At 65.6% G+C, this 24,926-nt stretch carries 28 protein-coding genes and 1 tRNA gene; 8 read left to right on the top strand and 21 right to left on the bottom strand.

Annotated features, from left to right (window positions below):
* Nucleotides 1–35: 35 nt before the first annotated feature.
* Genes FOS14_RS15840 through purS form a run of 3 tightly spaced genes read right to left on the bottom strand, consistent with a single transcriptional unit; the run spans nucleotide 36 to nucleotide 2,223 of the window.
* Complete coding sequence (locus FOS14_RS15840) at nucleotides 36–1,304, bottom strand: M18 family aminopeptidase (protein WP_143771779.1); 1,269 nt, start codon at nucleotides 1,302–1,304, stop codon at nucleotides 36–38.
* A gap of 5 nt (nucleotides 1,305–1,309) precedes the next feature.
* Nucleotides 1,310–1,993 carry a phosphoribosylformylglycinamidine synthase subunit PurQ gene (purQ, locus tag FOS14_RS15835; RefSeq protein ID WP_143771778.1) on the bottom strand — a complete coding sequence of 228 codons (684 nt, stop codon included), beginning with the start codon at nucleotides 1,991–1,993 and terminating at the stop codon, nucleotides 1,310–1,312.
* A complete protein-coding gene (gene purS / locus FOS14_RS15830) occupies nucleotides 1,990–2,223 on the bottom strand; it encodes a phosphoribosylformylglycinamidine synthase subunit PurS (RefSeq protein WP_143771777.1) in 234 nt (77 codons plus the stop codon). Before purS ends, purQ begins: the two co-directional genes overlap by 4 nt.
* Before the next feature lie 152 nt (nucleotides 2,224–2,375).
* Between purS and FOS14_RS15825 the strand changes: the two genes are divergently transcribed.
* Nucleotides 2,376–3,023: an MBL fold metallo-hydrolase gene (locus FOS14_RS15825; protein WP_143771905.1), complete on the top strand. Its 648-nt coding sequence runs from the start codon at nucleotides 2,376–2,378 to the stop codon at nucleotides 3,021–3,023.
* 24 nt (nucleotides 3,024–3,047) lie between these two features.
* Here FOS14_RS15825 and FOS14_RS15820 read toward each other — a convergent pair whose 3' ends face one another.
* The 8 genes from FOS14_RS15820 to FOS14_RS15785 all read right to left on the bottom strand — a co-directional run bounded on the left by FOS14_RS15820 (nucleotide 3,048) and on the right by FOS14_RS15785 (nucleotide 11,350).
* Nucleotides 3,048–3,746 carry a DUF2334 domain-containing protein gene (locus tag FOS14_RS15820; protein WP_143771776.1) on the bottom strand — a complete coding sequence of 233 codons (699 nt, stop codon included), beginning with the start codon at nucleotides 3,744–3,746 and terminating at the stop codon, nucleotides 3,048–3,050.
* Nucleotides 3,747–3,810: 64 nt separating this feature from the next.
* A complete protein-coding gene (locus FOS14_RS15815; protein WP_143771775.1) occupies nucleotides 3,811–4,302 on the bottom strand; it encodes a glutathione peroxidase in 492 nt (163 codons plus the stop codon).
* Nucleotides 4,303–4,364: 62 nt separating this feature from the next.
* Nucleotides 4,365–6,503, bottom strand: coding sequence for a S9 family peptidase (locus tag FOS14_RS15810; protein ID WP_143771774.1), 2,139 nt, complete (start codon nucleotides 6,501–6,503; stop codon nucleotides 4,365–4,367).
* Between the two features lie 24 nt (nucleotides 6,504–6,527).
* The gene (locus tag FOS14_RS15805; protein WP_143771773.1) at nucleotides 6,528–7,415 is read right to left on the bottom strand and encodes a phosphoribosylaminoimidazolesuccinocarboxamide synthase; all 888 of its coding nucleotides are present in this window, start codon (nucleotides 7,413–7,415) and stop codon (nucleotides 6,528–6,530) included.
* Nucleotides 7,416–7,473: 58 nt separating this feature from the next.
* Nucleotides 7,474–7,899: an HIT family protein gene (locus FOS14_RS15800; protein WP_143771772.1), complete on the bottom strand. Its 426-nt coding sequence runs from the start codon at nucleotides 7,897–7,899 to the stop codon at nucleotides 7,474–7,476.
* A 55-nt stretch (nucleotides 7,900–7,954) separates the two neighbouring features.
* Entirely contained in the window at nucleotides 7,955–9,457 is a 1,503-nt protein-coding gene (purB, locus tag FOS14_RS15795; RefSeq protein ID WP_143771771.1) for an adenylosuccinate lyase, read from the bottom strand.
* A gap of 22 nt (nucleotides 9,458–9,479) precedes the next feature.
* Nucleotides 9,480–10,091: a TetR/AcrR family transcriptional regulator gene (locus FOS14_RS15790; RefSeq protein WP_143771770.1), complete on the bottom strand. Its 612-nt coding sequence runs from the start codon at nucleotides 10,089–10,091 to the stop codon at nucleotides 9,480–9,482.
* An 89-nt stretch (nucleotides 10,092–10,180) separates the two neighbouring features.
* Nucleotides 10,181–11,350, bottom strand: coding sequence for a pyridoxal phosphate-dependent aminotransferase (locus FOS14_RS15785; RefSeq protein ID WP_185981795.1), 1,170 nt, complete (start codon nucleotides 11,348–11,350; stop codon nucleotides 10,181–10,183).
* 122 nt (nucleotides 11,351–11,472) lie between these two features.
* Between FOS14_RS15785 and FOS14_RS15780 the strand changes: the two genes are divergently transcribed.
* Entirely contained in the window at nucleotides 11,473–12,255 is a 783-nt protein-coding gene (locus tag FOS14_RS15780) for a M23 family metallopeptidase (RefSeq protein ID WP_370512241.1), read from the top strand.
* Here the strand turns inward: FOS14_RS15780 and purD are convergent.
* Genes purD through FOS14_RS15765 form a run of 3 tightly spaced genes read right to left on the bottom strand, consistent with a single transcriptional unit; the run spans nucleotide 12,252 to nucleotide 16,653 of the window.
* Entirely contained in the window at nucleotides 12,252–13,505 is a 1,254-nt protein-coding gene (gene purD / locus FOS14_RS15775; RefSeq protein ID WP_143771769.1) for a phosphoribosylamine--glycine ligase, read from the bottom strand. The genes FOS14_RS15780 and purD overlap by 4 nt on opposite strands.
* A 5-nt stretch (nucleotides 13,506–13,510) precedes the next feature.
* Entirely contained in the window at nucleotides 13,511–15,469 is a 1,959-nt protein-coding gene (locus FOS14_RS15770) for a glycosyltransferase family 39 protein (protein ID WP_143771768.1), read from the bottom strand.
* The gene (locus FOS14_RS15765) at nucleotides 15,466–16,653 is read right to left on the bottom strand and encodes a bifunctional glycosyltransferase family 2/GtrA family protein (protein WP_255450394.1); all 1,188 of its coding nucleotides are present in this window, start codon (nucleotides 16,651–16,653) and stop codon (nucleotides 15,466–15,468) included. The genes FOS14_RS15770 and FOS14_RS15765 overlap by 4 nt, the downstream gene beginning before the upstream one ends.
* A gap of 175 nt (nucleotides 16,654–16,828) precedes the next feature.
* On the opposite strand from FOS14_RS15765, the gene FOS14_RS15760 reads away from it, so the two are divergent.
* Nucleotides 16,829–17,254: an HIT family protein gene (locus tag FOS14_RS15760; protein ID WP_143771766.1), complete on the top strand. Its 426-nt coding sequence runs from the start codon at nucleotides 16,829–16,831 to the stop codon at nucleotides 17,252–17,254.
* On the opposite strand, the gene FOS14_RS15755 is transcribed toward FOS14_RS15760, so the two are convergent.
* Nucleotides 17,230–18,612 (bottom strand): cell wall metabolism sensor histidine kinase WalK, encoded by a 1,383-nt coding sequence (locus FOS14_RS15755; protein ID WP_143771902.1) that lies wholly within the window; start codon nucleotides 18,610–18,612, stop codon nucleotides 17,230–17,232. The two genes, FOS14_RS15760 and FOS14_RS15755, sit on opposite strands and share 25 nt — an antisense overlap.
* A 68-nt stretch (nucleotides 18,613–18,680) precedes the next feature.
* Nucleotides 18,681–19,388 carry a response regulator transcription factor gene (locus tag FOS14_RS15750; RefSeq protein WP_143771765.1) on the bottom strand — a complete coding sequence of 236 codons (708 nt, stop codon included), beginning with the start codon at nucleotides 19,386–19,388 and terminating at the stop codon, nucleotides 18,681–18,683.
* A 146-nt stretch (nucleotides 19,389–19,534) separates the two neighbouring features.
* Here FOS14_RS15750 and FOS14_RS15745 point away from each other — a divergent pair, with 146 nt between their 5' ends.
* A complete protein-coding gene (locus tag FOS14_RS15745) occupies nucleotides 19,535–20,434 on the top strand; it encodes an ABC transporter (protein ID WP_143771764.1) in 900 nt (299 codons plus the stop codon).
* A 430-nt stretch (nucleotides 20,435–20,864) separates the two neighbouring features.
* On the opposite strand, the gene FOS14_RS15740 is transcribed toward FOS14_RS15745, so the two are convergent.
* The gene (locus FOS14_RS15740; RefSeq protein ID WP_221936722.1) at nucleotides 20,865–21,428 is read right to left on the bottom strand and encodes a LemA family protein; all 564 of its coding nucleotides are present in this window, start codon (nucleotides 21,426–21,428) and stop codon (nucleotides 20,865–20,867) included.
* A gap of 100 nt (nucleotides 21,429–21,528) precedes the next feature.
* Nucleotides 21,529–21,657, bottom strand: coding sequence for a hypothetical protein (locus FOS14_RS25255; RefSeq protein ID WP_255450374.1), 129 nt, complete (start codon nucleotides 21,655–21,657; stop codon nucleotides 21,529–21,531).
* A gap of 92 nt (nucleotides 21,658–21,749) precedes the next feature.
* Between FOS14_RS25255 and FOS14_RS15735 the strand changes: the two genes are divergently transcribed.
* Nucleotides 21,750–22,004: a toxin HicA gene (locus FOS14_RS15735; RefSeq protein ID WP_255450373.1), complete on the top strand. Its 255-nt coding sequence runs from the start codon at nucleotides 21,750–21,752 to the stop codon at nucleotides 22,002–22,004.
* Nucleotides 22,001–22,324, top strand: a complete 324-nt coding sequence (locus FOS14_RS15730; protein WP_143771762.1) for a type II toxin-antitoxin system HicB family antitoxin — start codon at nucleotides 22,001–22,003, stop codon at nucleotides 22,322–22,324. The genes FOS14_RS15735 and FOS14_RS15730 overlap by 4 nt, the downstream gene beginning before the upstream one ends.
* A 447-nt stretch (nucleotides 22,325–22,771) precedes the next feature.
* Here FOS14_RS15730 and FOS14_RS15725 read toward each other — a convergent pair.
* Nucleotides 22,772–22,846, bottom strand: a tRNA-Thr gene (locus tag FOS14_RS15725).
* Nucleotides 22,847–22,930: 84 nt separating this feature from the next.
* Here FOS14_RS15725 and FOS14_RS15720 point away from each other — a divergent pair.
* Nucleotides 22,931–23,308 (top strand): nuclear transport factor 2 family protein, encoded by a 378-nt coding sequence (locus FOS14_RS15720; protein WP_143771761.1) that lies wholly within the window; start codon nucleotides 22,931–22,933, stop codon nucleotides 23,306–23,308.
* A gap of 15 nt (nucleotides 23,309–23,323) precedes the next feature.
* On the opposite strand, the gene FOS14_RS15715 is transcribed toward FOS14_RS15720, so the two are convergent.
* Nucleotides 23,324–23,569, bottom strand: a complete 246-nt coding sequence (locus FOS14_RS15715; protein WP_143771760.1) for an MbtH family protein — start codon at nucleotides 23,567–23,569, stop codon at nucleotides 23,324–23,326.
* A 172-nt stretch (nucleotides 23,570–23,741) separates the two neighbouring features.
* Nucleotides 23,742–24,542, bottom strand: a complete 801-nt coding sequence (locus FOS14_RS15710; protein WP_143771759.1) for an alpha/beta fold hydrolase — start codon at nucleotides 24,540–24,542, stop codon at nucleotides 23,742–23,744.
* 150 nt (nucleotides 24,543–24,692) lie between these two features.
* Between FOS14_RS15710 and FOS14_RS15705 the strand changes: the two genes are divergently transcribed.
* Nucleotides 24,693–24,875 (top strand): hypothetical protein, encoded by a 183-nt coding sequence (locus FOS14_RS15705; protein ID WP_143771758.1) that lies wholly within the window; start codon nucleotides 24,693–24,695, stop codon nucleotides 24,873–24,875.
* Nucleotides 24,876–24,926: the final 51 nt, after the last annotated feature.

Raw genomic sequence — 24,926 nt, 5'->3', positions numbered from 1 at the left:
GGCGTGGTTCGAAGTGTCACACGGGGCACCGACAATTATCCGCCTGCGGGCGCCAGGAAGGCAGTCAAAGCCGCCGCATAGTCGCCAACATCTTTGGCGCCCATGAGTTCTCGCGCAGAATGCATGGCCAGCTGCGGTGCCCCGACGTCCACGGTAGATAGGCCGGTCCGCGCCGCGGTCAGCGGTCCGATCGTCGAACCGCAGGGCAGATCGGCACGATGGACGTAGCGCTGCAATGCAACGCCGGCCAGCTCGCAGGCAAGCGCGAAAGCTCCGGCACCCGCCGCGTCGGTGGCGTAGCGCAGGTTCTGGTTCACCTTCAGCACCGGGCCACCGTTCACCCGAATCCGGTGGGCGGGTTCGTGCCGCTCGGGGTAGTTCGGATGCGTCGCATGAGCCATGTCTCCCGACGCACAGACCGACCCGGCCATGCGCCGTAGAAAGTCGTCGCGGCCACCGTCGGAGGCCAGCGTGATCCGCTCCAGCACCGTCAGCAGGAACTCCGACTGGGCGCCACGATCCGAGGTACTACCAACCTCCTCGTGGTCGAACAGCGCCAAAACCGGAACCGCCGTCTCGGATTCCAGCGCACCGAGCAAGGCCTGCACGCCGGCGTAGCAGGTGGCCTGGTTGTCCAGCCGGGGCGCGCTGACCAAGTCGCCGTCCGCGCCGGCGATCCCGGACGGCACGACATCGTGCGTCATCAACTCCCAACCGAGCACTGCCGCCGGATCGATGCCCGACTCGTCGGCGAGGAACTCGATGAAGGAGCGCGGCCGCTCCCCCACGCCCCACACCGCATTCAGGTGACGCTGTGGGTCGAGCTGTACCCCTTTGCGGTCCTCGGACAGATGAATTGCCAACTGCGGCACCCGCAGGATCGGCCGGTTGATGCGGACAAGCCGCTGCTCCGCCACGTTTCCGGCGCGCACGCTCACCCGACCGGAGATACCGAGGTCGCGGTCGAGCCAGGAATTCAGCCACGCACCGCCGTACGGCTCCAGACCGACCAGTTGCCATCCGGCGCTGGTGAGATCGGGATGCTGCTTGACCCGCAGATTCGGACTGTCGGTATGACCGCCGACGATCCGAAAGGCTGCGTCGGGATTGGCTTCATTCGACCACGCCACGACCGAACCGCCACGGACCACGAAGTAGCGACCCGGCGCACTCGGCCAGGTGCCGGTTTCAGCCAGACGGCGGAAGCCCGCCGCGCCCAGTTCTCCGGCGACGGTCGCGCACACGTGGAACGGCGACGGCGAGGCATCGATGAATGCGCAGAGCCCTTCCGCGGTGGCCGGCACGGCGGCTATCCGGCGTTGACCAGGCTGTCGAGCACCGACAGGAACATGCCGAGGCCGTCGTCGCTGGGTCCGGTCAGCGGCTCGGTGGCGTGTTCGGGGTGCGGCATGAGTCCGACCACGCGCCCGTTGGCCGACGAGACGCCCGCTATTGCGCGCTTGGAGCCGTTCGGGTTGTCCCCGGCATAGCGGAACACCACCCGCCCCTCGCCCTCGAGCTCGTCAAGCACCCGCTCGGAGGCTTGGTAGCGGCCCTCCCCCGACTTCAGCGGAATAAGGATTTCGGCTCCCGGTTCGTAACGGGTGGTCCAGGCGGTGTCGGTCGCCTCGACGCGCAGCCACTGGTCTCGACAGATGAAGTGCAGGCCCTCGTTGCGGGTCAGCGCACCGGGAAGGAGACCGGCCTCGCAGAGCACCTGGAAGCCGTTGCAAATACCCAAGACGGGCAGGCCCTTGCCGGCCGCGTCGATCACTTCACCCATCACGGGCGCGAATCGCGCGATGGCACCGCAGCGCAGGTAGTCGCCGTAGGAGAATCCGCCGGGCACGATCACCGCGTCGACGCCCTTCAGGTCGGCGTCACCGTGCCACAGGCTCACCGCCTCGGCACCGGCGATCTTGACCGCGCGGGCCGCGTCGATGTCGTCGAGCGTGCCGGGGAAGGTGATGACTCCAATTCGCGCAGCGCTCACAACCGGGTGACCTTCCACTCCTCGATCACCGTGTTGGCGAGCAGCGATTCGGCGATCTTGGCAAGCTCGGCGTCATCGACGCTGTCGTCGACTTCGAGCTCGAACCGCTTGCCCTGCCGCACGTCCGACACTCCGTGAAAGCCGAGCCTCGGCAGCGCACCCGCAATCGCCTGGCCCTGCGGATCGAGGATCTCGGCCTTGGGCATGACATCGACCACGACTCGGGCCACTGGATGTGCTCCTTGCTGAAGGCTGGTTTGCTGCGACGACCCCGAAGTTTACCGGCCGGCGCACCCCGCGCCGAAACCATGGATAGGTAGCGGGCTACTCGACGAACAGATCCGTAGCCATGGTCTCGGCGGCCGCATAGTGTTGCCCTATGTTGCGCGTCGCACACTTTCGCCACTCGTGCCTGCTCGTAGAGCTCAACGACACCAAGATCCTGTTCGATCCGGGCAACTTCTCCCACGGCTTCGAGGGCCTCACGGACCTGGACGCGATAGTCATCACGCACCAGCATCCCGACCACGCCGACACCCAGCGCCTGCCCGCACTGGTGGAGGCAAATCCCGGCGCGACGCTGCTTGCCGACCCGCAGACCAGCGCGCAACTCGGCGAGCAGTGGACCGCCGTGTATGCCGGCAACATCATGCAGGTCGGTGGCATTCAGCTGACCGGCGCCGGGGGCCGGCACGCCGTCATCCATCCCGATATTCCGGTCATCGACAACACGGTTTATCTCGTCGGCACTCCGGACCAGCCCGCGCAGCTGATGCACCCGGGTGATTCGCTGTTCGTGCCGTCGGTGCCGGTGGACATTCTCGCGCTGCCCGCGGCCGCGCCGTGGATGAAGATCAGCGAGACGGTCGATTATCTGCGGGCAGTGCAGCCACGCTTTGCTTTTCCGATTCATCAGGAAGTGATTTCCGACGCTGGGCGCGGGATCTACTACAGCCGCCTGGCCGAGATGGCCGCCGAGGGAACCGAGTTCAGGGTGCTGCCGGAGGAAGAATCGCTGCAGCTGCGGTAGGCAACTGCGCCAATGCTTCCCGGTTCAGGCCGCGTGCGGCAGGCCCGAAGCGTCCCACCGATAAACGCTCGGCACCGCACCGTGCAACAGCGCGAGGTCGATTGCGTCGAGCATCGCCTGCCGCGGACCGGACTTGCCGAGTTGCGCGGCCGAGATCGACAGCCGCACCAGGCCCCCGCGCCGCGCGGTGCGCTCGGCGGCCATGATCAGCGCCATGCACCACCACGGTTCTGCACGGAATCCTTCACCCAGCCCCAGCACACGTCCCCGCACAGTCGTCGAACGCTGCAGATCATGCACGCCAGTCAGTCCCGCGACGACGCGAAACCCGACGCTCGGCAGCGCGGCCATCGCGCCTTCGGAGACGGTCCACCGGGGTGCGGCGAAGATTCTCGTCCGCAGTCCGCACTCCTCGAGGACGCGGTCCGCGGCGGTGAGCCGCAGCCGCGCCTCGTGCTCAGGCAGGGTGGCGAACTCGGCCCGACGCTTCTTCGTTGCTGCTTGGTCATAGCCGTGCAAGACGATCGCGTCACCGTGTTCACGGCGCTCACGCAGCCATGCTCGGGTGGCACTGTCACGCAGCAGCCGATAGTCCTTCAGCCGCGGCGCCACCAGCAATGACATCGGCGTCCCACGCTCATCCAGTTCCCGCGCGAATGCCGCGGCGTGCGCACGGGTTTCCGTTCGGATGCCGGAGACGGAGACGATGAGTTCACTGCCCATGCCTGAAAGTGTCGCCGCACCGGATGGCTGGCAGGGGCAATCCAGGTGACGCGACAGCGAATTCTTAACTCGGCAGCACCCGCTCGATCGCCTCGATAACCTCGGGCGCATCCGGTTCGGTCCGCGGCCGGAAGCGGTTGACGACGGTGCCGTCGGGTGCGATCAGAAACTTCTCGAAGTTCCACTGCACGTCCCCGGCATTGCCAGAGCTGTCAGCCGTTTTGGTGAGTTCGGCGTAGAGCGGATGCCGGCCCTGACCGTTGACCTCGAGCTTTTCGAGCAACGGAAACGTCACCCCGTACGTGGCCGAGCAGAACGTCTGGATTTCCTCCGGCGTGCCCGGCTCCTGGCCCATGAACTGGTTGCACGGCGCACCGATGACGGTCAGGCCCCGCGCCGCGTACTCGGTCGCTAACTTTTCCAGCGCCGCATACTGCGGGGTGAGACCGCATTTCGAGGCCACGTTCACCAACAGGACTGCACGGCCGCCGTACTCGCCGAGCGAGGTCGGAACCCCGCTGAGGGTATTCAGCTGAATGTTCTGTAGGTCGGTCATAGCATTCGACGGTAGGCGGTGCCTCTTCCGCGCCATCAACCGCGTCGGCCGAGAAGACCCCTTCAGTCGAGCGGGGTCGCGCTGGCGCCGGCCGTGGCCAGTAGCCAGGCATACTCGAAGGCCACTTCCTCCCACCGTGCATACCGGCCACTCACGCCACCGTGGCCGGCGCTCATCTCGGTCTTCAACAGCAACTCCGCATCACCGGTCTTGGTGGCGCGCAGCTTGGCCACCCACTTGGCCGGCTCCACGTACAGCACCCTGGTGTCGTTGAGACTGGTGATAGCGAGGATTGCTGGGTAGTCCTGCGCCGCCACGTTCTCGTACGGCGAGTAGGACTTCATGTAGTCGTAAACATCCTTGTCCGCCAACGGATTGCCCCACTCGTCCCATTCGATGACGGTGAGCGGCAAGGATGGGTCGAGGATCGAAGTCAGCGGGTCGACGAACGGCACATTGGCCAGAATTCCGGCGAACAGCTCGGGTGCCATGTTCGCGACGGCGCCCACCAGCAGTCCGCCGGCGCTCCCTCCGTCGGCCACCATCTGACCCGCGGTGGTGCGCCCGGTATCGATGAGATGCCTTGCGCAGTCGATGAAGTCGGTGAAGGTGTTCTTCTTGGTGAGCGTCTTGCCGTGCTCGTACCACAACCGCCCCATCTCGCCGCCGCCGCGCACATGCGCCACCGCGAAAACCATGCCCCGATCGAGCAAGGAAAGTCGCGCGACCGAGAACGACGGATCGATACTCGATTCGTAGGAGCCGTAGCCATACAGCAGCAGCGGCGCGGGACTGCGCACCCCTTTGCGCGAGACCAGCGAGATGGGAATCTTCGTTCCATCGGCTGCTGTTGCCCAATCACGATGCTGCTCATACCGTTCTGGGTCGAAGTCGCCCAACACCGGTTGTTGCTTGCGCAGCAGCATTTCGCCGGTCGCGACGTCATAGTCGAAGACCTGCGACGGGGTGATGAACGAGCTGACACCGATCCGCAGCGTCGGCTGCTGCCACTCCGGGTTGCCGCCCAGACCTATCGAGCACAGTTCCAGGCCGACCTCAAGCTCGTGACGTTGCCCGTAACCGTCTTCGGTGAGCGGCCAGATCGCCAAGCGGGGCAACGCCTCTCGCCGGTAACTCAGCACGAGATGACCGGCGAAGGCGTCGACCTCTTCGAGCCGGATGTCGTCGTGGTGGCCGATCAGTAACGTCTGCTCGGCCGGGTTGTCCACCGGAGCGTCGGCCAGCACAAAGTTCTCCGCCTTCACGCCGTCCACCACATCGTTGTGCACGATGAGCAACCGGTCTTGGCCGCCGACCACCGCGTGCTCGACGGAATATTCCACGCCGTCGCGCCGGGGCAGGATCACCCGAAATTCGCCTTCCGGATTTGCGGATTCGAGCATCCAGCCTTCAGAGGTGATCTTCGACGCGACGAAGATCATCAGATACTTTTCGCTGCGGGTGGAGCCGATGCCCACCCAGTACCGATCGTCAGGTTCGTGAAAAACCTTGACGTCCTGATCTTTTGTGGTACCGAGTCGGTGCCGCCAAACGGTGTCGGGCCGCCATGCCTCGTCAACGGTCAGATAGAAGACGTGCTTGTGGTCCAGTGCCCACGTTGCACCGGGCGCTGCGCCCTCGATCACGTCCGGCAACACCGCACCCGTGCGAAGGTCCTTGAACTGCAAGGTGTATCGCTCGTCGCCGACCACGTCGGTGGAGTAGGCAAGCAGCGCTCCGTCATGACTGATCGAGAAGGCACCGAGGGAGAAGAAGTCGTGTCCGGCAGCAAGTTCATTGCTGTCCAGGAGGATCTGCTCGCCCGCCACCTCGGTGTCGACGTCGAGCGCCGGCGGCGTCCAGTCGTCGGGACCCGACACCGGGCACCGGCAGTGCACGCCGTACTGCTTGCCCTCGAAACTGCGCGAGTAGTACCAGAACTCACCCATCCGGGTCGGCACCGAGAGGTCGGTCTCCTTGGTGCGCGACTTGATCTCGGCGAAGATCGCCTCACGCAACGGCTTCAAATGCGCCGTTTGCTGATCGGTGTAGGCGTTCTCGGCGTTGAGATAGTCGATGACCTCGCCGGCCTCTTTGTCACGCAGCCATTCGTATTCGTCGATGAACGTGTCGCCATGGTGGGTGCGCTCCTGCGGCACCTTCTTGGCGACGGGCGGGCTGACGACTTCGGGCTCGGGCATGGCGTCCACCGTATCGGCGGGGCCTTATTTGACCCAATCGGCGAAAGACATCCCGGAAATCCGCTCGTAGGCCTCGATGTAGCGCGCCCGGGTGGCCGCCACGATGTCGTCGGGCAGTGGTGGTGGCGGCTCGTCGGAGTTGCGGTCCCAGCCGGATTCCGGGCCGGTCAACCAGTCCCGCACGAACTGCTTGTCGAAGCTCGGCTGCGGCCGACCTGGTTCGTACGTATCCACCGGCCAGTAGCGCGACGAGTCGGGGGTCAGCACCTCGTCTGCCAGAACCAGGTTGCCGTTGTTGTCCACGCCGAACTCGAATTTGGTGTCGGCCAGGATGATGCCGCGATCCTCGGCAAAGTTCGCGGCCCGGAAATAGGTGTCGAGCGTGTCTTCGCGCAGCCGCAGCGCAACCTCGGTGCCCACCAGATCGACCACGGCCGCAAAGTCGATGTTCTCATCGTGTTCGCCGATTTCCGCCTTGGTGGCCGGGGTGAAGATCGGCTCCGGCAGCCGACTGCCCTCGACGAGGCCCTCGGGCAACGCGATTCCGCACACCGCGCCCGTGCGCTGGTAATCGAGCAGGCCGGACCCGCTGAGGTAACCGCGGGCCACACATTCCACCGGGACCATATTCAGTCGCCGCACCACCATCGCGCGGCCGAGCACTTCAGTGGGGATGCGCTTGTCTTCAGGGTCGCCGGCCAAGTGGTTCGCCGTGGTGCGCAGCTTCTCGAAAAAGAAGAAGCTCATCGCCGTGAGAATGCGGCCCTTGTCCGGGATTTGCGTCTGCAAGACGTGGTCGTACGCCGAGATCTTGTCGCTGGCTACCAGCAGCATGTGGTCGTCATCGATCGCGTAGAGGTCGCGGATCTTGCCGCCGGCGATGTGAGGGTAGGAAGACAGGGAGGGGCGCACCCGACTCACCCTAGTGTTTTGCCCGCTGTGATGAACAAAAGCCCAGGTATATACCGACTCACCCGTGATTCAGCGCGGCTCGAATGGAATTGGCGAGGTAGTCGAGGTCCGCGCGCGGTGGGCTCGTCGGCCGCCCGCGCAGGCCGAAACCGTCGCCCGCGGTGCGCGGGATGACGTGCAGGTGCACATGGAACACCTCTTGTCCCGCCGCTATCCCGTCGGCGAGGAAGAGGTTGACGCCGTCGCAGGCCACCTCACTGTCCCGCAGTGCCGCCGCAAGCCGCTGGCCCACCGTGAAGAGCTTTGCGCCCAGCGCCGGGTCCAGTTCCGCCAGGCTTCGGGCCGGAATTTTGGGAATCACCAGCAGATGTCCGGGCGTGAAGGGTCGGATGTCCATGAATGCGAGCACGTCGTCGTCCTCGTAGACCCGGCTGGCCGGCGCCCGACCGGCGACGATGTCCGCAAAGATCGTGTACGGGTTCATACCCCTGTGCGCGCCTTTCCACCGCCCGACGTGAACATTCACGCACGGGTGGGAATCAGAGAATCGGCGCCGGCTGGTACCGCGCCGCCTCCGGATACCCGTCGACCAGCTTCTGCACCTCGGCGACCACCGCGGCAACTTGTGCGTCGGCGGCGCCGATGAACGCCGACTTGTCGGCCAACGCTGCATCGAGCGCGGCGCGGTCCAGCGGCAATCTCGAGTCGGCCGCCAGCCGATCCAACAGATCTGGGTCCCGGCCCTGCTCGCGCATGGCCAAGGCCACCGCCACCGCATGCTCCTTGATCACTTCGTGCGCAGTCTCGCGGCCGACACCGGCCCGCACCGCCGCCATCAGGATTCTGGTAGTCGCCAGGAACGGCAGATAGCGGTCGAGCTCGCGAGAGATCACCGCCGGGTAGGCCCCGAACTCGTCGAGCACGGTCAGGAAGGTCTCCATCAAGCCGTCGATCGCGAAGAAAGCATCGGGCAACGCGACCCGGCGCACCACCGAACAGAAGACGTCACCCTCGTTCCATTGCGCACCGGCAAGTTCGGCGGCCATCGACGCGTATCCGCGCAACACCACCTGCAGGCCGTTGACGCGTTCACACGAGCGGGTGTTCATCTTGTGCGGCATCGCCGAGGAGCCAACCTGACCAGGCTGGAAGCCCTCGGTGACCAACTCGTGGCCGGCCATCAGCCGGATCGTGTGCGCCAGCGACGACGGCCCCGCGCCGATCTGCACCAACGCGGACACGACGTCGTAGTCCAGCGAACGCGGATACACCTGCCCCACACTCGTGAACACCCGGCGAAAGCCCAGGTGCGCAGCGACCTTGGCCTCCAGCGCCGCCAGCTTCTCCGAATCCCCGCCGAGGAGGTCGAGCATGTCCTGTGCGGTGCCCATCGGACCCTTGATCCCACGCAGCGGGTACCGATCGATCAACTCGCGAAGCCGGCGCAGCGCCACCAGCAGCTCGTCGGCCGCGGAAGCGAACCGCTTGCCCAACGTCGTGGCCTGCGCGGCAACATTGTGCGAACGCCCGGCCATCACCAGTTCCGCATACTCGCCGGCCCGCTCGGCCAGCCGCGCAGCGACCGCCACCCCGTGTGCGTGCACATGTTCGAGGGACAGCCGGATCTGCAACTGCTCGACGTTCTCAGTGAGATCGCGGCTGGTCATGCCCTTATGCACATGCTGATGTCCAGGCTGTGCCTGATGGCCGCCGGCTCCACTCGCTCCGCTCCTCGCTCCTTCGGAGCTGCGATGCTCACTCGCGGCCCGAGCGGCAGCCCCATTAAACTCCTCGATCCGCGCCTTGACGTCATGCCGCGTGACCCGCTCACGCTCGGCGATGGACGCGAGATCGACATCCTCGAGAACCCGCTCGTAGTCCGCGATCACGCCGTCCGGCACCGGCACGCCCAACTCGGACTGTGCGCGCAGAACCTCGAGCCACAGCCGGCGCTCGAGCACGACTTTGTTTTCCGGCGACCACAAGCGCACGAGATCGGGGCTCGCATAGCGGCTGGCAAGGACATTGGGAACGGCACTCACGTCTGGCAAGTCTACGGAGGTGCTAGTTGATGCTCGGCGGCGCGACGATGTCGATCACCTCGAGCAACGCGTCACGCACCGCCCGGCGCGGGTCGGGATGCGCCTCGCTCAGCTCACCGACGACGGCACCGTCGACCACGGCGGTCAGTTTGCGCAACTGATCTTGGCGGGCGATCCGGCCGCACCGCCGCAAAACGTCGGCCAGCAAATCATCGAGCTGGACGCGCAACCGCAGCTGAACCTCCCGCAACTCCGGGTGGCGGGCACACGCGATGAAGCGCTCATAGCGAGCGACCAACTGTTCGTACGACGACGGATCAGTTCCGTCAGGACCCGCGATCAGATCCGCAACCAGATCGACGGTCGACTCGGCTCCGCGTCGCCGATGCGAAAGGCTCGCAACCCGTGCACGCATCACGTCGAGTTCGCCGTTTCCGCTGTACTCGACAGCCCGCGCAATGAGGTCGTCGAGGGAGTCGAAGTAGTAGGTCGTGGATGCCAGCGGCAGATCGGCGCGAGTGGCCACCGCGCGGTGCCGCACAGCCTCGAACCCGCCTTCGCGCAGCAGTTCGGCAGCAGCACAGACCAACGCTTGTCGACGACGTTCGCCTTTAGGCGTGGTCGCGGTGGTCACCCGTGCCATCGTGCCAGTCCCGTCGCCGCCGTCCATACGAAATGCGCAGGAAAGGCGAGCGAACGACCGCACGTTCATCTTCGATTCGCTTAGAGCTGACCGCGCTCGTGCAATCCGCGTAACCGTCCAAGCGCCTCTTCGACATCGGCGGTGGCGCCCGCGACGGAAAAGCGAACTGTCGCATTACCCCGAACGGTGTCGAAGTCGATTCCGGGAGCAAGCGCAACACCCGTCTCGGCAAGAACATTGGCGCACCAGGCCGCCGAATCGTCGGTGAGATGCCCGATATCGGCATAGACGTAGAACGCGCCGTCTGCCGGGGCGAGCTTCGTGATCCCGATCTGCGGCAGGCCGTCGAGTAGAACTTGCCTATTCGTCGCGTACCTGCGCACGTGCGCGTCCAGTTCACATTTGGCCTCGTCGCTGAACGCGGCCACGGCGGCAAACTGCGAAATCGACGGCGGGCACACCGTCATGTTCGACGCCAGCCGCTGCAACGCCCGCCGCAGACGCTCCGGAACGAGCATCCAGCCGAGTCGCCAACCGGTCATCGAGAAGTACTTCGACACCGAACCGACGACCACCGCTTCCCGCGAGGTTTCCCAGGCGCACGATGTCTGCGGCGCGCCAGCGAACGTGATGCCGTGGTAGATCTCGTCCGAAATCAGCAGTGCGCCATGGTCTTCGCACCAGCGCGCGATAGCGGCCAGCTCGTCGCGCTCGATGATGGTTCCGGTCGGGTTGGCCGGACTGGCCACCACCACACCGGCGGGCGGTTCCGGCAGCGCCTCGAGCATCGCGACCGTGGGCTGATATCGGGTCTCGGGCCCGCAATCGAGCTCTACGACGGTGCAACCGAGCGCCGCGAGCGTGTTGCGATAGGCCGGATAACCCGGCCGACCGACCACGACCGTATCGCCGGCGTCGAAGGCGGCAAGGAAAAGCAGGGTGAAAGCGCCCGACGATCCGGTGGTCACAACGACGTCGTCCGCGTTGACCGCGATGCCCGATTCGGCGCGATGATGCTGCGCGATCGCTTCGCGCAGCGCTTCGATGCCGAAAGTCTCTGTGTAGCCGAGGAGTTCGCCATCGAGTGCCGCCTGGGTCGCGCGCAGGACCGGGGCCGGTGCGGGCGTCGACGGCTGCCCGGCCGCCAACGAGAGCACGTCACCGTGTGTCTGAGCGCGCCGCACGGCCGCCTTCCACACGTCCATGACGTAGAACGGTTCGACCTGGGACCGCACTGATTCTCCGCGCACGCCCTAGACGTTATCGCCAGTTGTTCAATCGCCTGTGGCCGCACCGACGCGCTGTTATCGTCGGAAGCTGTGTGCCCGCAACGACATGTCGCGGGCGAAGTTGAACCGAAGGACCGCTGGCCTTGCTGCCCCGACATCGTGCGCTGCTCATAGTGATTGCCGTCGCCGCGCTTCTCGTTGCCGCCGACGCCACGCACTCGAAGATGGCCGCGCCCATCGCGTCAGCGCACGGCGTGGCACCGGCCGTGTACGAGAACGCGGCGAACGTGCAGACACTGAAGGTCGATCACCAGCTGCAGGTGCTGATTTCGCCGCGTGCGGACTCGTCGGCGTATCTGCAGGCGATTGCCAAGGGTGAACGCATCCGCGAGCAGCATGTCGTCGAGGATGCCGCCAAGGCGACGCTGGCTCGCGCCAAGGCCGAGGCGGCCGCGGCGGTTGCGGGTCAGTGGCAACCGTGGATGTCCGCTTCGGGTCCGAATCAGGCTGCCGCCATACTCCCGGGCGTCCCTAACATCGGCGGCTACTTCCTGCCGGCACGCGGCGTTTTCACCTCCGGGTTCGGCGCGCGCTGGGGCACGATGCACGAGGGCATCGACATCGCCGGCCCGATCGGCACGCCGATCTACGCGGTCTCGAGCGGCACGGTCATCAATGCCGGGCCGGCGAGCGGATTCGGCCTGTGGGTGCGAATTAAGCACGATGATGGAACGATTTCCGTCTACGGCCACCTCTACGACTTTTTCGTCTCCGTGGGCGAGCGCGTTCCGGGCGGCATGCAGATCGCCCGCATGGGTAACCGCGGCGACTCGACCGGACCGCACCTGCACTTCGAAATCATCATCAACGGCCAGCACGTCGACCCGCAGCGCTGGCTCGCGCTGCACGGAATCAAGGTGGGCTAGACCGAGATCCGGCCCCGCTCAGCGGCCAGCGCGATATCGGTCCGGTAGTGCGAGCCCGGCAGTTTGATGCCGGCCAAGCGTTCGTACGCCTGGGCGCGAGCGGCCGCCAGGTCCGGGCCGGTGCCGACGATGCTGAGCACCCGGCCGCCAGCAGAAACGATTGCGCCGTCATCGCGCCGGGCCGTCCCCGCGTGCAGGACACCCTCGCCGTCGGCGCCCGTGATCACGTCTCCCACCCGCGGTGTGCCAGGGTAATTTTCGGCGGCGAGCACGACGGTCACGGCCGACTCGGGCCGCCAGCGCGGCGGCTCGGCCGAGGCCAGGGCTCCGGTCGCCGTCGCGTTCAGAAGTTCACCGAGCGGGCTGTCCAGCAACGCAAGCACCGCTTGGGTTTCCGGATCGCCGAAGCGGCAGTTGAATTCGACCACGGCCGGACCGTCTGTGCCGATCGCCAGACCGGCATAGAGCAGTCCCGAGAACGGGCATCCGCGCTTGTCCATCTCTACCGCGACCGGGCGGACGACTGTCTCGACGATCTCGTCCACCAGGTCCGCGGACAGCCACGGCAATGGTGTGTAGGCACCCATTCCACCGGTGTTCGGCCCGGTGTCGTTGTCGCCGACGCGTTTGTGGTCTTGGGCGGGCAGCAGCGGTACCACCGTAGTGCCGTCGACCAGCGAAAACAGCGAGACTTCCGGACCGTCCAAGAAACTTTCGAGCAGCACCGGATGGCCCTTGTCGAGCAGTTCGGCCGCGTGCCGGCGCGCCTGCTGCCGATCCTGCGTGACCACCACGCCCTTGCCGGCAGCCAGACCGTCGTCCTTGACCACCCAGGTCGGTCCGAAGCGGTCGAGCGCCGCATCCAAGGCTGCCGGGTTGTCCACAACTTCGCTGTGCGCGGTCCGGACGCCGGCCGCGGCCATCACGTCCTTGGCGAACGCCTTCGAGCCCTCGATGCGGGCAGCCGCGGCGGATGGCCCGAAGCAGGCGATTCCGGCAGCCCGAAGCGCATCGGCCACACCCAGCACCAGCGGCACCTCGGGACCAATCACGACCAGGTCGACCTGGTGCTCTTTCGCCAAGGCGACCACGGCGTCGGCTGACGACACATCGACCTGATGCACCGTCGCGGCGGTCGCGATGCCAGCGTTGCCCGGCGCACACAACACTTCGCTGACGCCGGGGTCGCGGGCGAGCGCCAGGACGAGGGCGTGTTCACGGGCTCCGGATCCGATGACGAGTACGCGCACGGACCTCAGCGTACGGTCTTAGGACTGGTCAGGTCGTACAGCGTCACCCCGTCGACCACCGTCGAATCGAAATGGTCGGCCACCCAGGATCGGATCGCACTCGACTCACCGCCCTGAGCCATCATCGGACCCGCACCGGCGCCGATGAAGTAGTGAATCCGACCGGCGGCCACGTCCCGTTGGAATTGCGCAAGTGTGGGCGACGGGTCGGTGCCGTTGAATCCGCCGATGGGCATGACCGGCTGTTGGGTCGCGAGTTGGTAACCCGACGCCACGTTCGCGCCGACGGTCGCGGCGACCCAGGTGTAGTGGTCGGCGTCGTGCGAGAGCAACGCCACCAGCGCCGGGCCAGGGGTGCTCCCGTCGAGCAAGCCGCCGCCAGGGCCGCCGAACTTACCCGGTCCGCGGAACTCCCCGCCACCGGGCATGCCGGTCATCCACGGCGGCCGGTGCCGCTGGCCGGCGATCCCTGGCCCACCGCCTGGCCCGAAGCCGTGCTCGACGTTCGGGCCGGCCGAAACGATCGAACCGTGGTGCGGGGTGGCCACCGTTTCCAGCGCGTAGGCCGTCGGTCCGGCGAGGCCCACGAGCAGGGTCAGGGCCCCGGCCACCACCGCAACCCGACGCCCTGCGGCGACGAGCGCCAGGACGCCCGCCACCCCGCCGACCACCACAACCCAGCGCAGCCACGGCACAAAAGACGGGCTGCGGGCCAACAGAATCCACGCCATTTCCGCCGTCATCGCCAGCGTGACCGCCAGCCAAAGCCGGACCCACAACCGGTCCCGATGTCGCCAGGCAAGCACCGTTCCGGCACCGACCGATGCGGCGACAGCTGGCGCGAGCGCGACGGTGTAATAGGCGTGGAAGATGCCCGCCATGTAGCTGAACACCAGCCCGGTGACCACCAGCCAAAGTCCCCACACCAGCAGTGCGGCGCGGGCGAGGTCGGTCCGGGGGGCGCGCCGGCGCAGCAGGAGGCCGAGTAGCAACAGCAGCAGCGCAGCGGGGATCAGCCAGGCGATCTGTCCGCCCTGTTCCGGCTCGAACAGCCGACCTATGCCGGGCGTGCCCCACATGGATCCCCCGCCGAACGCGCCGAATCCGCCCGGTACGACGCTGCCCACCTCGTTGCCACTGAGCCTGCCCAAACCGTTGTAGCCGAGCGTCAGTTCGAGGATCGAGTTGTTCTGCGAGCCACCGATCCACGGCCGCGAGCCCGCCGGCCACACTTCGACGACGAGCAACCACCAACCCGCGCTGACAATCATCGCGACCAGCGCGGCGAGCAGTTGCCACATCCGCGCCAGCAGCCGCCGCGGCCCGGCCAGCAGATACGTCGAAGCCAGTGCCGGAACCACGAGCATGACCTGCAACTGTTTGGTCAGGAAGCCCAGTCCCACCAGCGCGCCGGCCGCCACCAGCCAGCCGGTTCGTCCGCTTTCGGTGCCGCGCAACACCGCCCACACTGCCGCGATCATCAGGAAAACCAGCAGCGCATCGGGGTTGTTGAACCGGAACATCAGCACCGCGACGGGGGTCAGCGCCAGCACCAGACCCGCAAGTAATCCGGCGACGGCACCGAAGTAGCGGCGCACAACCGCCCACAGCATGGCCACCGACGCCACGCCGAGCAGCGCTTGTGGAACCAAAAGTGCCCAGCTGTTCAGTCCGAACATCCGCACAGACAGGCCCATCAGCCACAACGATGCGGGCGGCTTGTCCACCGTTATCGAGTTGGCAGCGTCCGAAGAACCGAAGAAGAACGCCTTCCACGACACCGAACCGGCCTGCGCTGCAGCAGAATAGAACGAGTTGGCCCAGCCGGACGCGGACAGATCCCACAGGTACAGCCCGGCGGCGAGTACCAGTAAGGTCGCCAGACCGATACGGTCCCAACGTCTTTCGCGCCCGGATGCTGCCGCTGCGGGCGCCTGCCCGGCGGCCGTCAGCACGGCGGTCATCGCTGCGATCCGGCTACTGGCCGAAAAACCCACCGCAATCCGACGAAACGCATCAGCGTCGCAACGAGATTCGCGAGCACAAGCACTACCAACTCGACATGTTTGTCCGTATGCGGCCACCACTGATGCAGCGCAAACAGCGAGCCGCTGGTTACCAGCAACCCGAACGCGAAAATCACCAAACCTTGCACGTAGTGCCGGCCCGCGTGGTGGCGGCCGCGCACGCCGAACGTGAAGGCCCGGTTGGCTGCCGTGTTGAGCACCGCGGTGATGAGCAGCGCCAGGAAGTTGGCCGCCTGGGCGCCGGTGGCCGGGTGCAGCAGCAGATACAGCACCGCGTAGGCGATGGTGCTGATCACGCCGATGATGCCGAAGCGCACCAACTGCCCGACCATGCCGCGTGGAACCCCTGGGACAAGCGGTTCTCGGCCGAGGCTGTGCCGCAGTTCGTCGAGCGGCAAGGTGCCCAGCAGCAACGCACGGCCCAACCGTCCGATGCCGAGCAGGTCCTTACGGATGGTGTCGAGGATGTCGACCCGGCTGTCGGGATCGTCGACCCAGTCCACCGGAACTTCGTGAATCCGCAGGCCGATCCGCTCGGCCAGCACCAGCAGTTCGGTGTCGAAGAACCATTCACCGTCCTGCACCAGTGGTAACAGCTCGCGGGCGACCTCGGCGCGCACGGCCTTGAACCCGCATTGTGCGTCGGAAAAGCGGGTCCGCAAGGACGCATGCAGGATCAGGTTGTAACCGCGCGAGATCACCTCTCGCTTGCGGCCCCGCACGACGCGCGAGTCTCGGGTCAGCCGTGATCCGATGGCAACGTCGGAGTGGCCGGAGATCAGCGGCGCCACCAGCGGCATCAATGCATTGAGGTCGGTGGACAGGTCCACGTCGAGGTACGCGACGATTTGCGCGTCGGACGTCGACCAGGCCGCCCGTAGTGCCCGGCCACGACCCTTCTGGTCGAGGTGAATCACCCGAATGCCGTCGAGTTCGCTCGCCAGGCGGCGCGCGATGGCGAGGGTGTCGTCTCGGCTGGCGTTGTCGGCAATCGTGATGCGCGCGGTGTAGGGCACGTGGACCGCCAAAAAGTCGTGCAGTCGCCGCACACACCGCTCGAGGTCGGCCTCTTCGTTGTAGACGGGGACGGCAATGTCGAGAACCGGTCCGACGAGGCGCAGATTTCGGCTCGTCGGACCAGATGCCGATTGGGCTTCGGGGTCACGAATCACGGTCAGCTCGCTCACGCATTCCACTGTGCGCCGTGACGCTAGGTCGAGGCTTTGCCGTAGCTGGTAGTTCCCTGTGACTCGCCCGGTCCGACGGTATCTTCTCGGCGCGCCTATTCTCGGCTGCATGCCTTCCGTCTTCAGCGCGATCATCAATGGCGACCTGCCCGGCCGATTCGTATGGAGCGACGATGAGGTCGTCGCCTTCCTGACCATCGCCCCGATTGCTCAGGGGCACACGCTCGTGGTGCCGCGCAAGGAAATCGACCAATGGCAAGACCTCGAACCCGAGACCTTCGCGCGGATCACGGCGGTCGCCCAGAAGATCGGCCAAGCCGTCCGAAAGGCGTTCGACGCGCCGCGTGCCGGCCTGCTCATCGCCGGCATCGAGGTGCCACATCTGCACCTGCATGTCTTCCCGGCCTGGGACCTGGACGGCTTCAACATTTCCCGGGCCGATCCGAACCCCTCGGCGGAATCGCTGGACGAGGCAGCGGACAAGATCAGGGCGGCATTGCGCGAGCTCGGTTACGGCGACACCGTCCCCGCTTGAACCACGCGGTCGCGGTTTCGGATGCGCGGTAGCCGGACCGTGAACGTCGTGCCCTCGCCCGGCGTGCTTTTCGCGCTCACGCTGCCCTCGTGGGCCCGAACCAGGGCGGCCACGATCGACAAACCGAGTCCGGTGCCGCCGCTCTCCCGGGTGCGCGACGTGTCGGTCCGATAGAAACGCTCGAAAATTCGCTGCTCCTCGCCCTCGGCGAGCCCTGGGCCGGTGTCGCGCACCTCGAGCACCGCCTGGTCCTTGGTGGTCGAGACGCGCAGCGTCACGGCCGCGGTCGGCGGGGTATGGGTGATGGCGTTGCTCATCAGATTGGCCAGGACTTGGCGCAGGCGGGCGTCGTCACCCATGACCTCGGGCGTACCGGGGCCGCCGCCGACTTCGAGCTTGATGGTTCGCTGCGGCGCCGTGGCGCGGGCGTCGTGCACCGCGTCGCTGGCCAGCGCCAACAGGTCGACGGGCTTGCGGTCCAGCGGACGCTGCTCGTCGAGTCGGGCCAGCAGCAACAGGTCCTCGACCAACAGACCCATCCGCGCCGACTCACCTTCGATGCGGCTCATCAGCAGTCCGGTGTCCTTCGCGGCACCTTGGCGGAACAATTCGGCGAACCCGCGAATGGTCGTCAACGGGGTGCGCAATTCGTGGCTGGCGTCGGCGACGAAGCGGCGCATCTTGTCTTCGGAGCGGCGGGCGGCCTCCTCCGACGCGGCGGTGGCGGCGAATGCCCGCTGAATCTGGGCGAGCATGCCGTTGAGCGCCACTGAAAGCCTGTCCACTTCGGTGTTGTTGCCGCGCACGGGTACTCGTCTGTGCAGGTCGCCCGCGGCGATGGCCGCGGCGGTCCGTTCCACCTCGGCCAGCGGCCGCAGGCTACGCCGGATCACGAAGTACGCGGCTACACCGAGTACCGACAGCACGATCGCGCCGATGATCAACTGCAGCAGGATGAGTCGGTCAACCGTCTCCTGGTTGTCGGTGAGCCGCAGCGCCACGGTCGTGGTTCCCGCTGGACTGTGCGCGGTCAATGCCCGCCACTGCACGTTCTCGCCGTGTACGGAGCCGACGGTTATCGGATGATCGGGCGGATCGGACGGAATGTCGGGCAGCACGTCGCCGTCGTTGATGATCAGCTGCGAGGGATCGCCGTTCTTTTTCACCCGTACGTAGAACTTTGTCGGCGGCCTGCCGGGGCCGGCTTCGTTCGGCGCCGGCGGCAACGGGTGACCCGGGCGGGGCTTGGCCCAGGTGTCGGCGGCGTCGTGTAACTGCTGGTCGGTCCGGTGCAACAGCGACCGTTCAATGGCGGATGTCACCGCCACTCCGGACGCGAGCAGTCCTAACGCGGCCATCACAACGAGCGCCGCGACCAGCGTGAACCGCAGCGGAACTCCGAACCGAGCCCATCGTTCGTGCACGATTACCGCGGTTCGCGCATGACGTAGCCGACCCCGCGCAGGGTGTGAATGAGCCGGCGGTCGCCGGTGTCGACCTTGCGGCGCAGATAGGAGACGTAAGACTCGACGACGCCCACCTCGCCACCGAAGTCGTAGCGCCACACGTGATCCAGAATGCGCGGCTTGCTCAGCACGGTGCCCGCATTGACCATGAAGTACCGCAGCAGGGTGAACTCCGTCGGCGAGAGCGAAACCGGCTCGCCAGCCTTCCAGACCTCGTGGGTGTCGTCGTCGAGTTCGATGTCGGCGAAGGTGATCCGGGATGTCCGCGGAGCATCGTCGGCGCCGTGGCCGACCCGCCGCAGGATCACCCGCAGCCGGGCCACCACCTCCTCGAGACTGAACGGCTTTGTCACATAGTCGTCGGCACCCAGCGTCAAGCCGGTGATCTTGTCATTTACGTCGTCACGTGCTGTGAGAAACAGCACAGGGGCATCGATGCCGTCAGCGCGCAGCCGACGCAGCAGCCCGAATCCATCCATGCCCGGCATCATCACGTCGACGATCAGAGCATCGGGCCGGAAACTGCGTGCCCGGTCGAGTCCCTGGGCGCCGTCACTGGCCGTCTCGACCTCGAATCCTTGGAAACGCAAACTGACCGAAAGCAATTCGACGATCATCGGCTCGTCGTCGACGACGAGCACACGAGCTTCAGCAGTTGCGGCGGTCATACTCCTACCCTTTACGATCCGGCTTTGCCGAGCCTGCATACTTCCTGTGAATTTACTGGGAGAGTCGCCACAGCCGCTCGAGTTTGTGTCGCCGAACACCTCGCCGGGCCGGAAGACGCGCGGCCGCAAGCACTTAGGCTGGCGTCATGGATCTAGGCGGGATGGCGGCAACGTCCGCGAAGGCGGCATTCATGGCCGCCGATTCTGCTCTGGTGATCGCCGAGACCTCGCTCGCGGTGGCCAGGATGACGATCAATACCTCGGCCCGCACCCTCAACCTGGGCACGCCGCCCATGGGTGCGCCGCTGGATTTGATGGGCCGGGTGGCTCAGCTGATGAACGAGGACCGCGCGCTCGGGCACGCGCTGCGACCGGGCGGGCAACTCGATCGGTTGCTGCAGCCGGAGGGCATCGCCGACAAGCTCGTGGCGCCCAACGGCCCGATCGAGCGAATACTCGCCAACGACGGTCCGATCCAGCGCATTCTCGAGGACGACGGTCTGATCGAGCGACTGCTCGCGCCGGGCGGCATCGTGGATCGACTGACGCTGCCGGGCGGTCCGCTCGAGCGATTGATGCGCGAAGACGGCGCGCTGGACCGGCTCACCGCACCCGGCGGCGTGCTCGATCGAGCGCTGCAGCCCGGTGGCGTGGTGGATCGACTGCTCGCGCCGGGCGGACCCGTCGAACGCCTCATGGCCCCGGGTGGGGTTGTGGACCGGATCCTCGAAGAGGGTGGAATCCTGGAGACGCTGCTCGCCGAAGAGGGCGCGATCAGCCGGTTGGTGGCTGTTGGCGGTCCGCTCGACCAATTGGTGAGCGTCTCCTCTGCGGTCGCGTCGATCACGCCGAACCTGGATCAACTCGGGCGCAGCGTCGACAGACTTCAGGAAACGACAGTGCGGCTCGGCCACACCGTCGCTCCGATCACCGAGGTGGCCGCCAGACTGCCGCGCCGGTGGCGACGTGGACGGACACGCTCGTCCCTGGATGCGGGCGAACTGGAGGCGACGGTGGACCTCGACGGCGAAATGCTTGAAGGTTAGAAATCGCAATCCGGCGCTGAACGACCGAATGCGCCCGAACGGGGAATCGGGCGCATCGGTTGAGAGTCAGGCTTGTAAACCGTCGAGAAGCCTTCAGCGCACTGGCTGAACCGGGGCTCCACCGCTTTGCGGTACTCGCGTTTGGCCTTACGCGATCTGCGACTTACAAGTCGTATCGGCTCTTCAGTTGTTTGCGAATATCAAGAATCTCTTCTTCATATCCGTGTTTTCAACCGAATTCCGGGTGTGTGGTCCAGTCCCCCGGGGTCATCTCTTCCGGAGTTGATGGCCGGGCTATACGAACCATGTGAGCGCCACTGCAGATGGTCACTCACCGCATCTGGAGTTTGGTCTCGTCAGTTTACCGCTGACGGATAGAAGTGAAAAGGCCTACCGGCGAGAAGGTTTGGCCGCCACCATGCCAGCACGCTCACGAGAAATCGACCGCGACGACGACCCGATCGGTCTCGGGCGCGCTGAAGAACTCCCTTGCCTCAAAACCGAGGGCGCCGGCCACAATGTTCGACGGCAGGGTCTGCACCGCGCCGTTGAAACTGAGCACCGCGTCGTTGTAATACTGCCGCGCGTAAGCGATGCGGTTCTCGGTGTCGGACAACTCGCTCTGCAACTCGGAAAAGTTGCGGCTCGCCTGCAGTCGCGGGTAGGCCTCAGCCACCGCGAAGACCGATCGCAGCGCCTTGGTGAGCGCGTCCTCTGCCCGCGCTTGTGCGGCCGGGCCGTGCGCTGCGATCGCCATCGCCCGCGCGTCGGCCACGGCCTCGAACGTTCGCCGCTCGTGTGCTGCGTATCCCTTCACTGCCTGGACGAGGTTGGGGATCAGCTCGTGGCGGCGCTCGAGCTGCACGCGGATGTGCGCCCACGCGTTGTCGACCGAATTACGTTTGCGCACAAGGCTGTTGTACAACCCGATGATCAGCACGCACACCATCAACGCGATCACCACAAAAATCATCATGCCGATCACTACGCCCATTTCTACCTTTGCCGTTTTCAGGTTTGCGCCCCCAGAGATGGGAGCAAACCAATAGTGCGAGGTGGACAGATCGGCCAATAGGCACCGAAGGGTGCAGAAATCACACCCCGATAGCGCAGACCGCAGGTTTGCGGAGTTTCTTGGAGCCCGGGTGCACGGCCGGCAGAGCAATGTCTTTGAAGCGGTAGCCGATGCGCGCGAGGATGAAGCGGGCGATTCGGTCGCGCATCGGTTGTCGCCTCTCCGGTTGTGGTCCGGGTTTCTGGTTCGGTATCGGGCCAGCGCTATCAGCAGTGGTATCATATGCGATATCATTCTTGTGTGGCCACGGAGCAGAGGATCGAGAAGCTGGTTCGCCAGATGGCAGCCAATCCGGCGAACGTCAAGTTCTCCGAACTACGCACCGTTTGCGAACACAACTTCGGCAGCCCACGCCAACACGGCAGCCACCTGGTGTTCTCCATGCAGTGGCCCGGTGACCCTCGCGTCAACATTCAGGCCGCAGGCGCGAAGGCCAAGCCCTACCAGGTCAAGCAAGTTCTCGCGGCCATTGAGAAGAAGGAGGGAATGCGGTGAGCCTGCACTACTCGTATCGCGTCTTCTGGTCGCCCGAGGATGACGAATTCGTCGGCACGTGCCTGGAATTCCCGTCCTTGTCACACCTGGACGCCGACCCCGGCGAGGCGCTGCGCGGGATTGTGGATCTCGTCGAGTTCACGGTGAAAGACCTGCAGGATAGCGGTGAACCGGTGCCGACACCGTTGGCGGACCGGACTTTCAGCGGGAACTTCATGATCCGCACCTCGCCGGATCTGCATCGCCGGTTGACGATCGAAGCATCCGAGCAGGGCGTGAGCTTGAACAAGTTCGTGAACGAGAAGCTGGCGAACGCCTGAGCTGCTCACACGTGAAACTGGAGCCGAAGGGGCCCTCGCACTCGGGGCCGGTTTCGTTCTCGATCGCCTTACCGGTAGCTGACTCTTCCTCGTACGCGCTGCGAATTTCGTCGGCAACGATGTCCTGAACCTTCTGAAGCACCGGACACCGCCAGCGCATGTTCTTCGCCGAACTCGGCCCGCGGTAGCCCGCGAACCCGGCCTGCGACGCGACCGAGTGCCTCTGCCCTCATGACTGCCGCCACGTCAGGTGTGCGTCGAATCCGGGGGCGAAATCAGGACACTTGAATCGAATTCCGGTGCGCGGGGGAGCTTCGCGACCCGCAGCTGGTCGGTGCGCGGGTTGAACTAGGTTGGGCTTCCCAGACGCTTGACGATGCCTTCGGCGTGCCATTCGAATGGCTGAAGACTGGTGATGCACCTCGCCCTCAGCCGGGCGGGGGGTGATGGAGCCCCCTGTCAGGATTGAACTGACGACCGCTCGCTTACAAGGCGAGTGCTCTACCACTGAGCTAAGGAGGCAAGGCGCCGATCTTCCGGCATGTTTTGTCGAGCAGCATTGTATCCGGCTGCGCATCGGCCCCACAGACGACTACGTTTTGACCTATGACCACTTCCGAGATCGCCACCGTCCTCGCCTGGCACGACGCGGTGAACGATTCCGACATCGACACGCTGCTCGAACTCTCCAGTGACGACATCGAGCTGGCGAGCCCCACGGGCGCATCGCAGGGCCTGGCCGCGCTGCGGGAGTGGGCGAGCACCGCCGGCATTCGGCTCACCCCCGGCAGGATGTTCGTCCACCACGGAATCGTCGTCGTCGAAGAAAAGATGAGTCAGCAGTCGGACCCAGCGGGGGTTTCGACCGTCGCGTCCGCGTTTCGGGTAGTCGAGGACCAGGTGACGGCTGTGTACCGGCACCCCGACCTGGCGTCTGCACTCGCGGCAACAGATCTCAGCGAGGACGACCTCGTTGAGATCTGATCCGCAGCTGCTTGTTTAGCCCTCCACCGCCTTCGCGCGTGCGGCCTCGTCGGCCTCCATCGCTTCACGCAAGCTCTTCGGCCGCATGTCCGTCCAGTTCTGCTCGACATACTCGACGCACGCCGCCCGGCTCTCCTCACCGAAGACAACCCGCCACCCGGCCGGCACGTCGGCGAATGTCGGCCACAGGGAGTGCTGGTCCTCGTCGTTCACCAGCACGTAGAAGCGGCCGTCTTCGTCGTCGAATGGGTTGGTGCTCATCTCACCTCACTGGGTACACAGCTTCGTCAAGCGAGGCGTGACGCCTCACGGTCTCGACCCTAGCAAGAGTTCGATATAGCCCGCGGCTGACTGGCAGCACCGGAGTACGAATCCGGCAAAATGACCGCAAACCGAGCCGGAAACCGTCGTCAGCCAGCGCGTGAGTCCAGCGCTAAGCCCCGAAAAACTCGATCATCGCCTGGTTTACCGCGTCGGGACGTTCCAGGTACCCGAAATGACCGGCGTCGGCAATCTCCAAGTAGCGCGCACCCGGGATCACATCGGCCACTTCCTTCGACAGATAGGGCGGGATCATACGGTCGTCGGCAAAACCGATGGACAGACACGGGACTGTGATCGCCCGGTATGCCTGCAAGCGGTCAAAATCGTGGTCCATCTTTCGTTGCGCCCGAACGCCTGGCGGAACCGGTCCGCCCGTGAACTCGAACATGTCGAGCCAGTCGCGCGCGGCCGCCGGATCGGCCATCGTGGCCGGCGAGAGGTTCATCACTGCGGTGATGGCCGCCTCGTACTTTGCCGGGAGGGTCACTCCACTCGCGTCCAGTTCGTGTTCCCCTTCGGAAAGGGTTTTCTGGAACTGGTCGAGCCGACCATGGCCCGCCATGAAGACCGCCTTGCGCACCAAGTCGGGACGCCGCAGCGCGAGTTCCTGCACCACGCGCGCCCCCATCGAGGTTCCGGCCACAAATGCCGGCGCGCCCAGCAACTCGATCAGCCCGGCAGTATCGGCGACGAGGTCGTCGATCGTCATTCCGCCGACCGCCTCGAAGGAAGGTGCGATGCCTCGATTGTCGAAGGTGCACACCTGAAAGCCCGCAGCGACCAGCGCAGGCACTTGGTGCAAGCCCCACACGCGACCCGGGCTGCCCGTTCCCATCACGAGGACCACCAGGTCTCCGCTGCCCTTGGTTTCGTAGTTCAGCGAAATGCCATTGACCGTCGCAAGCGGCATGTGTTAACCCTCACCAGCTTCCCATCGTGCTTCGTCGCAGCCACGCTAGTGCAACGCGTTTTCAGTAAGTGGCGTCGGGGCAATCGATTCTCATAGAGTCGTAGCCAACAACGACCTGCTCAGGCTGGCCAGCTTTACCGGGAGGACACCATGGCGACCAAGACAACGGCTACCAAACCCGCCGAGGAAATTGGCGACGAAGAACTCGAGCCTTTGGCCGACGAGACGGCACGCCAAGCCCAGCGCGTCGTCGCCGCGTATGCGGCCGACGCCGATGAGTGCCGAATGCTGCTGTCGATGCTCGGAATTGGCCCGAACATCCGCGCCGAATAGCACAGATCGGTTTTACTGCGACGAATAGAAGGAAACCACCCAAGGCAACCC

It is taken from the genome of Skermania sp. ID1734, assembly GCF_007489285.1.
GTDB lineage: Bacteria > Actinomycetota > Actinomycetes > Mycobacteriales > Mycobacteriaceae > ID1734.
The sequence above is the reverse complement of the archived record's forward strand: the minus strand, read 5'-3'. Positions and strand labels throughout refer to the sequence as shown.

Coding starts and splice junctions, on each gene's coding strand:
- FOS14_RS15770 (WP_143771768.1), bottom strand. CDS start 15,469: ATGACCGCCGTGCTGACGGCCGCCGGGCAGGCGCCCGCAGCGGCAGCA.
- FOS14_RS25255 (WP_255450374.1), bottom strand. CDS start 21,657: ATGCGCGACCGAATCGCCCGCTTCATCCTCGCGCGCATCGGCTACCGC.
- FOS14_RS15800 (WP_143771772.1), bottom strand. CDS start 7,899: ATGAACCCGTACACGATCTTTGCGGACATCGTCGCCGGTCGGGCGCCG.
- FOS14_RS15815 (WP_143771775.1), bottom strand. CDS start 4,302: ATGACCGACCTACAGAACATTCAGCTGAATACCCTCAGCGGGGTTCCG.
- FOS14_RS15745 (WP_143771764.1), top strand. CDS start 19,535: ATGGATCTAGGCGGGATGGCGGCAACGTCCGCGAAGGCGGCATTCATG.
- FOS14_RS15755 (WP_143771902.1), bottom strand. CDS start 18,612: ATGGCCGCGTTAGGACTGCTCGCGTCCGGAGTGGCGGTGACATCCGCC.
- FOS14_RS15760 (WP_143771766.1), top strand. CDS start 16,829: ATGCCTTCCGTCTTCAGCGCGATCATCAATGGCGACCTGCCCGGCCGA.
- FOS14_RS15705 (WP_143771758.1), top strand. CDS start 24,693: ATGGCGACCAAGACAACGGCTACCAAACCCGCCGAGGAAATTGGCGAC.
- FOS14_RS15720 (WP_143771761.1), top strand. CDS start 22,931: ATGACCACTTCCGAGATCGCCACCGTCCTCGCCTGGCACGACGCGGTG.
- FOS14_RS15750 (WP_143771765.1), bottom strand. CDS start 19,388: ATGACCGCCGCAACTGCTGAAGCTCGTGTGCTCGTCGTCGACGACGAG.
- FOS14_RS15715 (WP_143771760.1), bottom strand. CDS start 23,569: ATGAGCACCAACCCATTCGACGACGAAGACGGCCGCTTCTACGTGCTG.
- FOS14_RS15820 (WP_143771776.1), bottom strand. CDS start 3,746: ATGGGCAGTGAACTCATCGTCTCCGTCTCCGGCATCCGAACGGAAACC.
- FOS14_RS15740 (WP_221936722.1), bottom strand. CDS start 21,428: ATGGGCGTAGTGATCGGCATGATGATTTTTGTGGTGATCGCGTTGATG.
- FOS14_RS15810 (WP_143771774.1), bottom strand. CDS start 6,503: ATGCCCGAGCCCGAAGTCGTCAGCCCGCCCGTCGCCAAGAAGGTGCCG.
- FOS14_RS15710 (WP_143771759.1), bottom strand. CDS start 24,542: ATGCCGCTTGCGACGGTCAATGGCATTTCGCTGAACTACGAAACCAAG.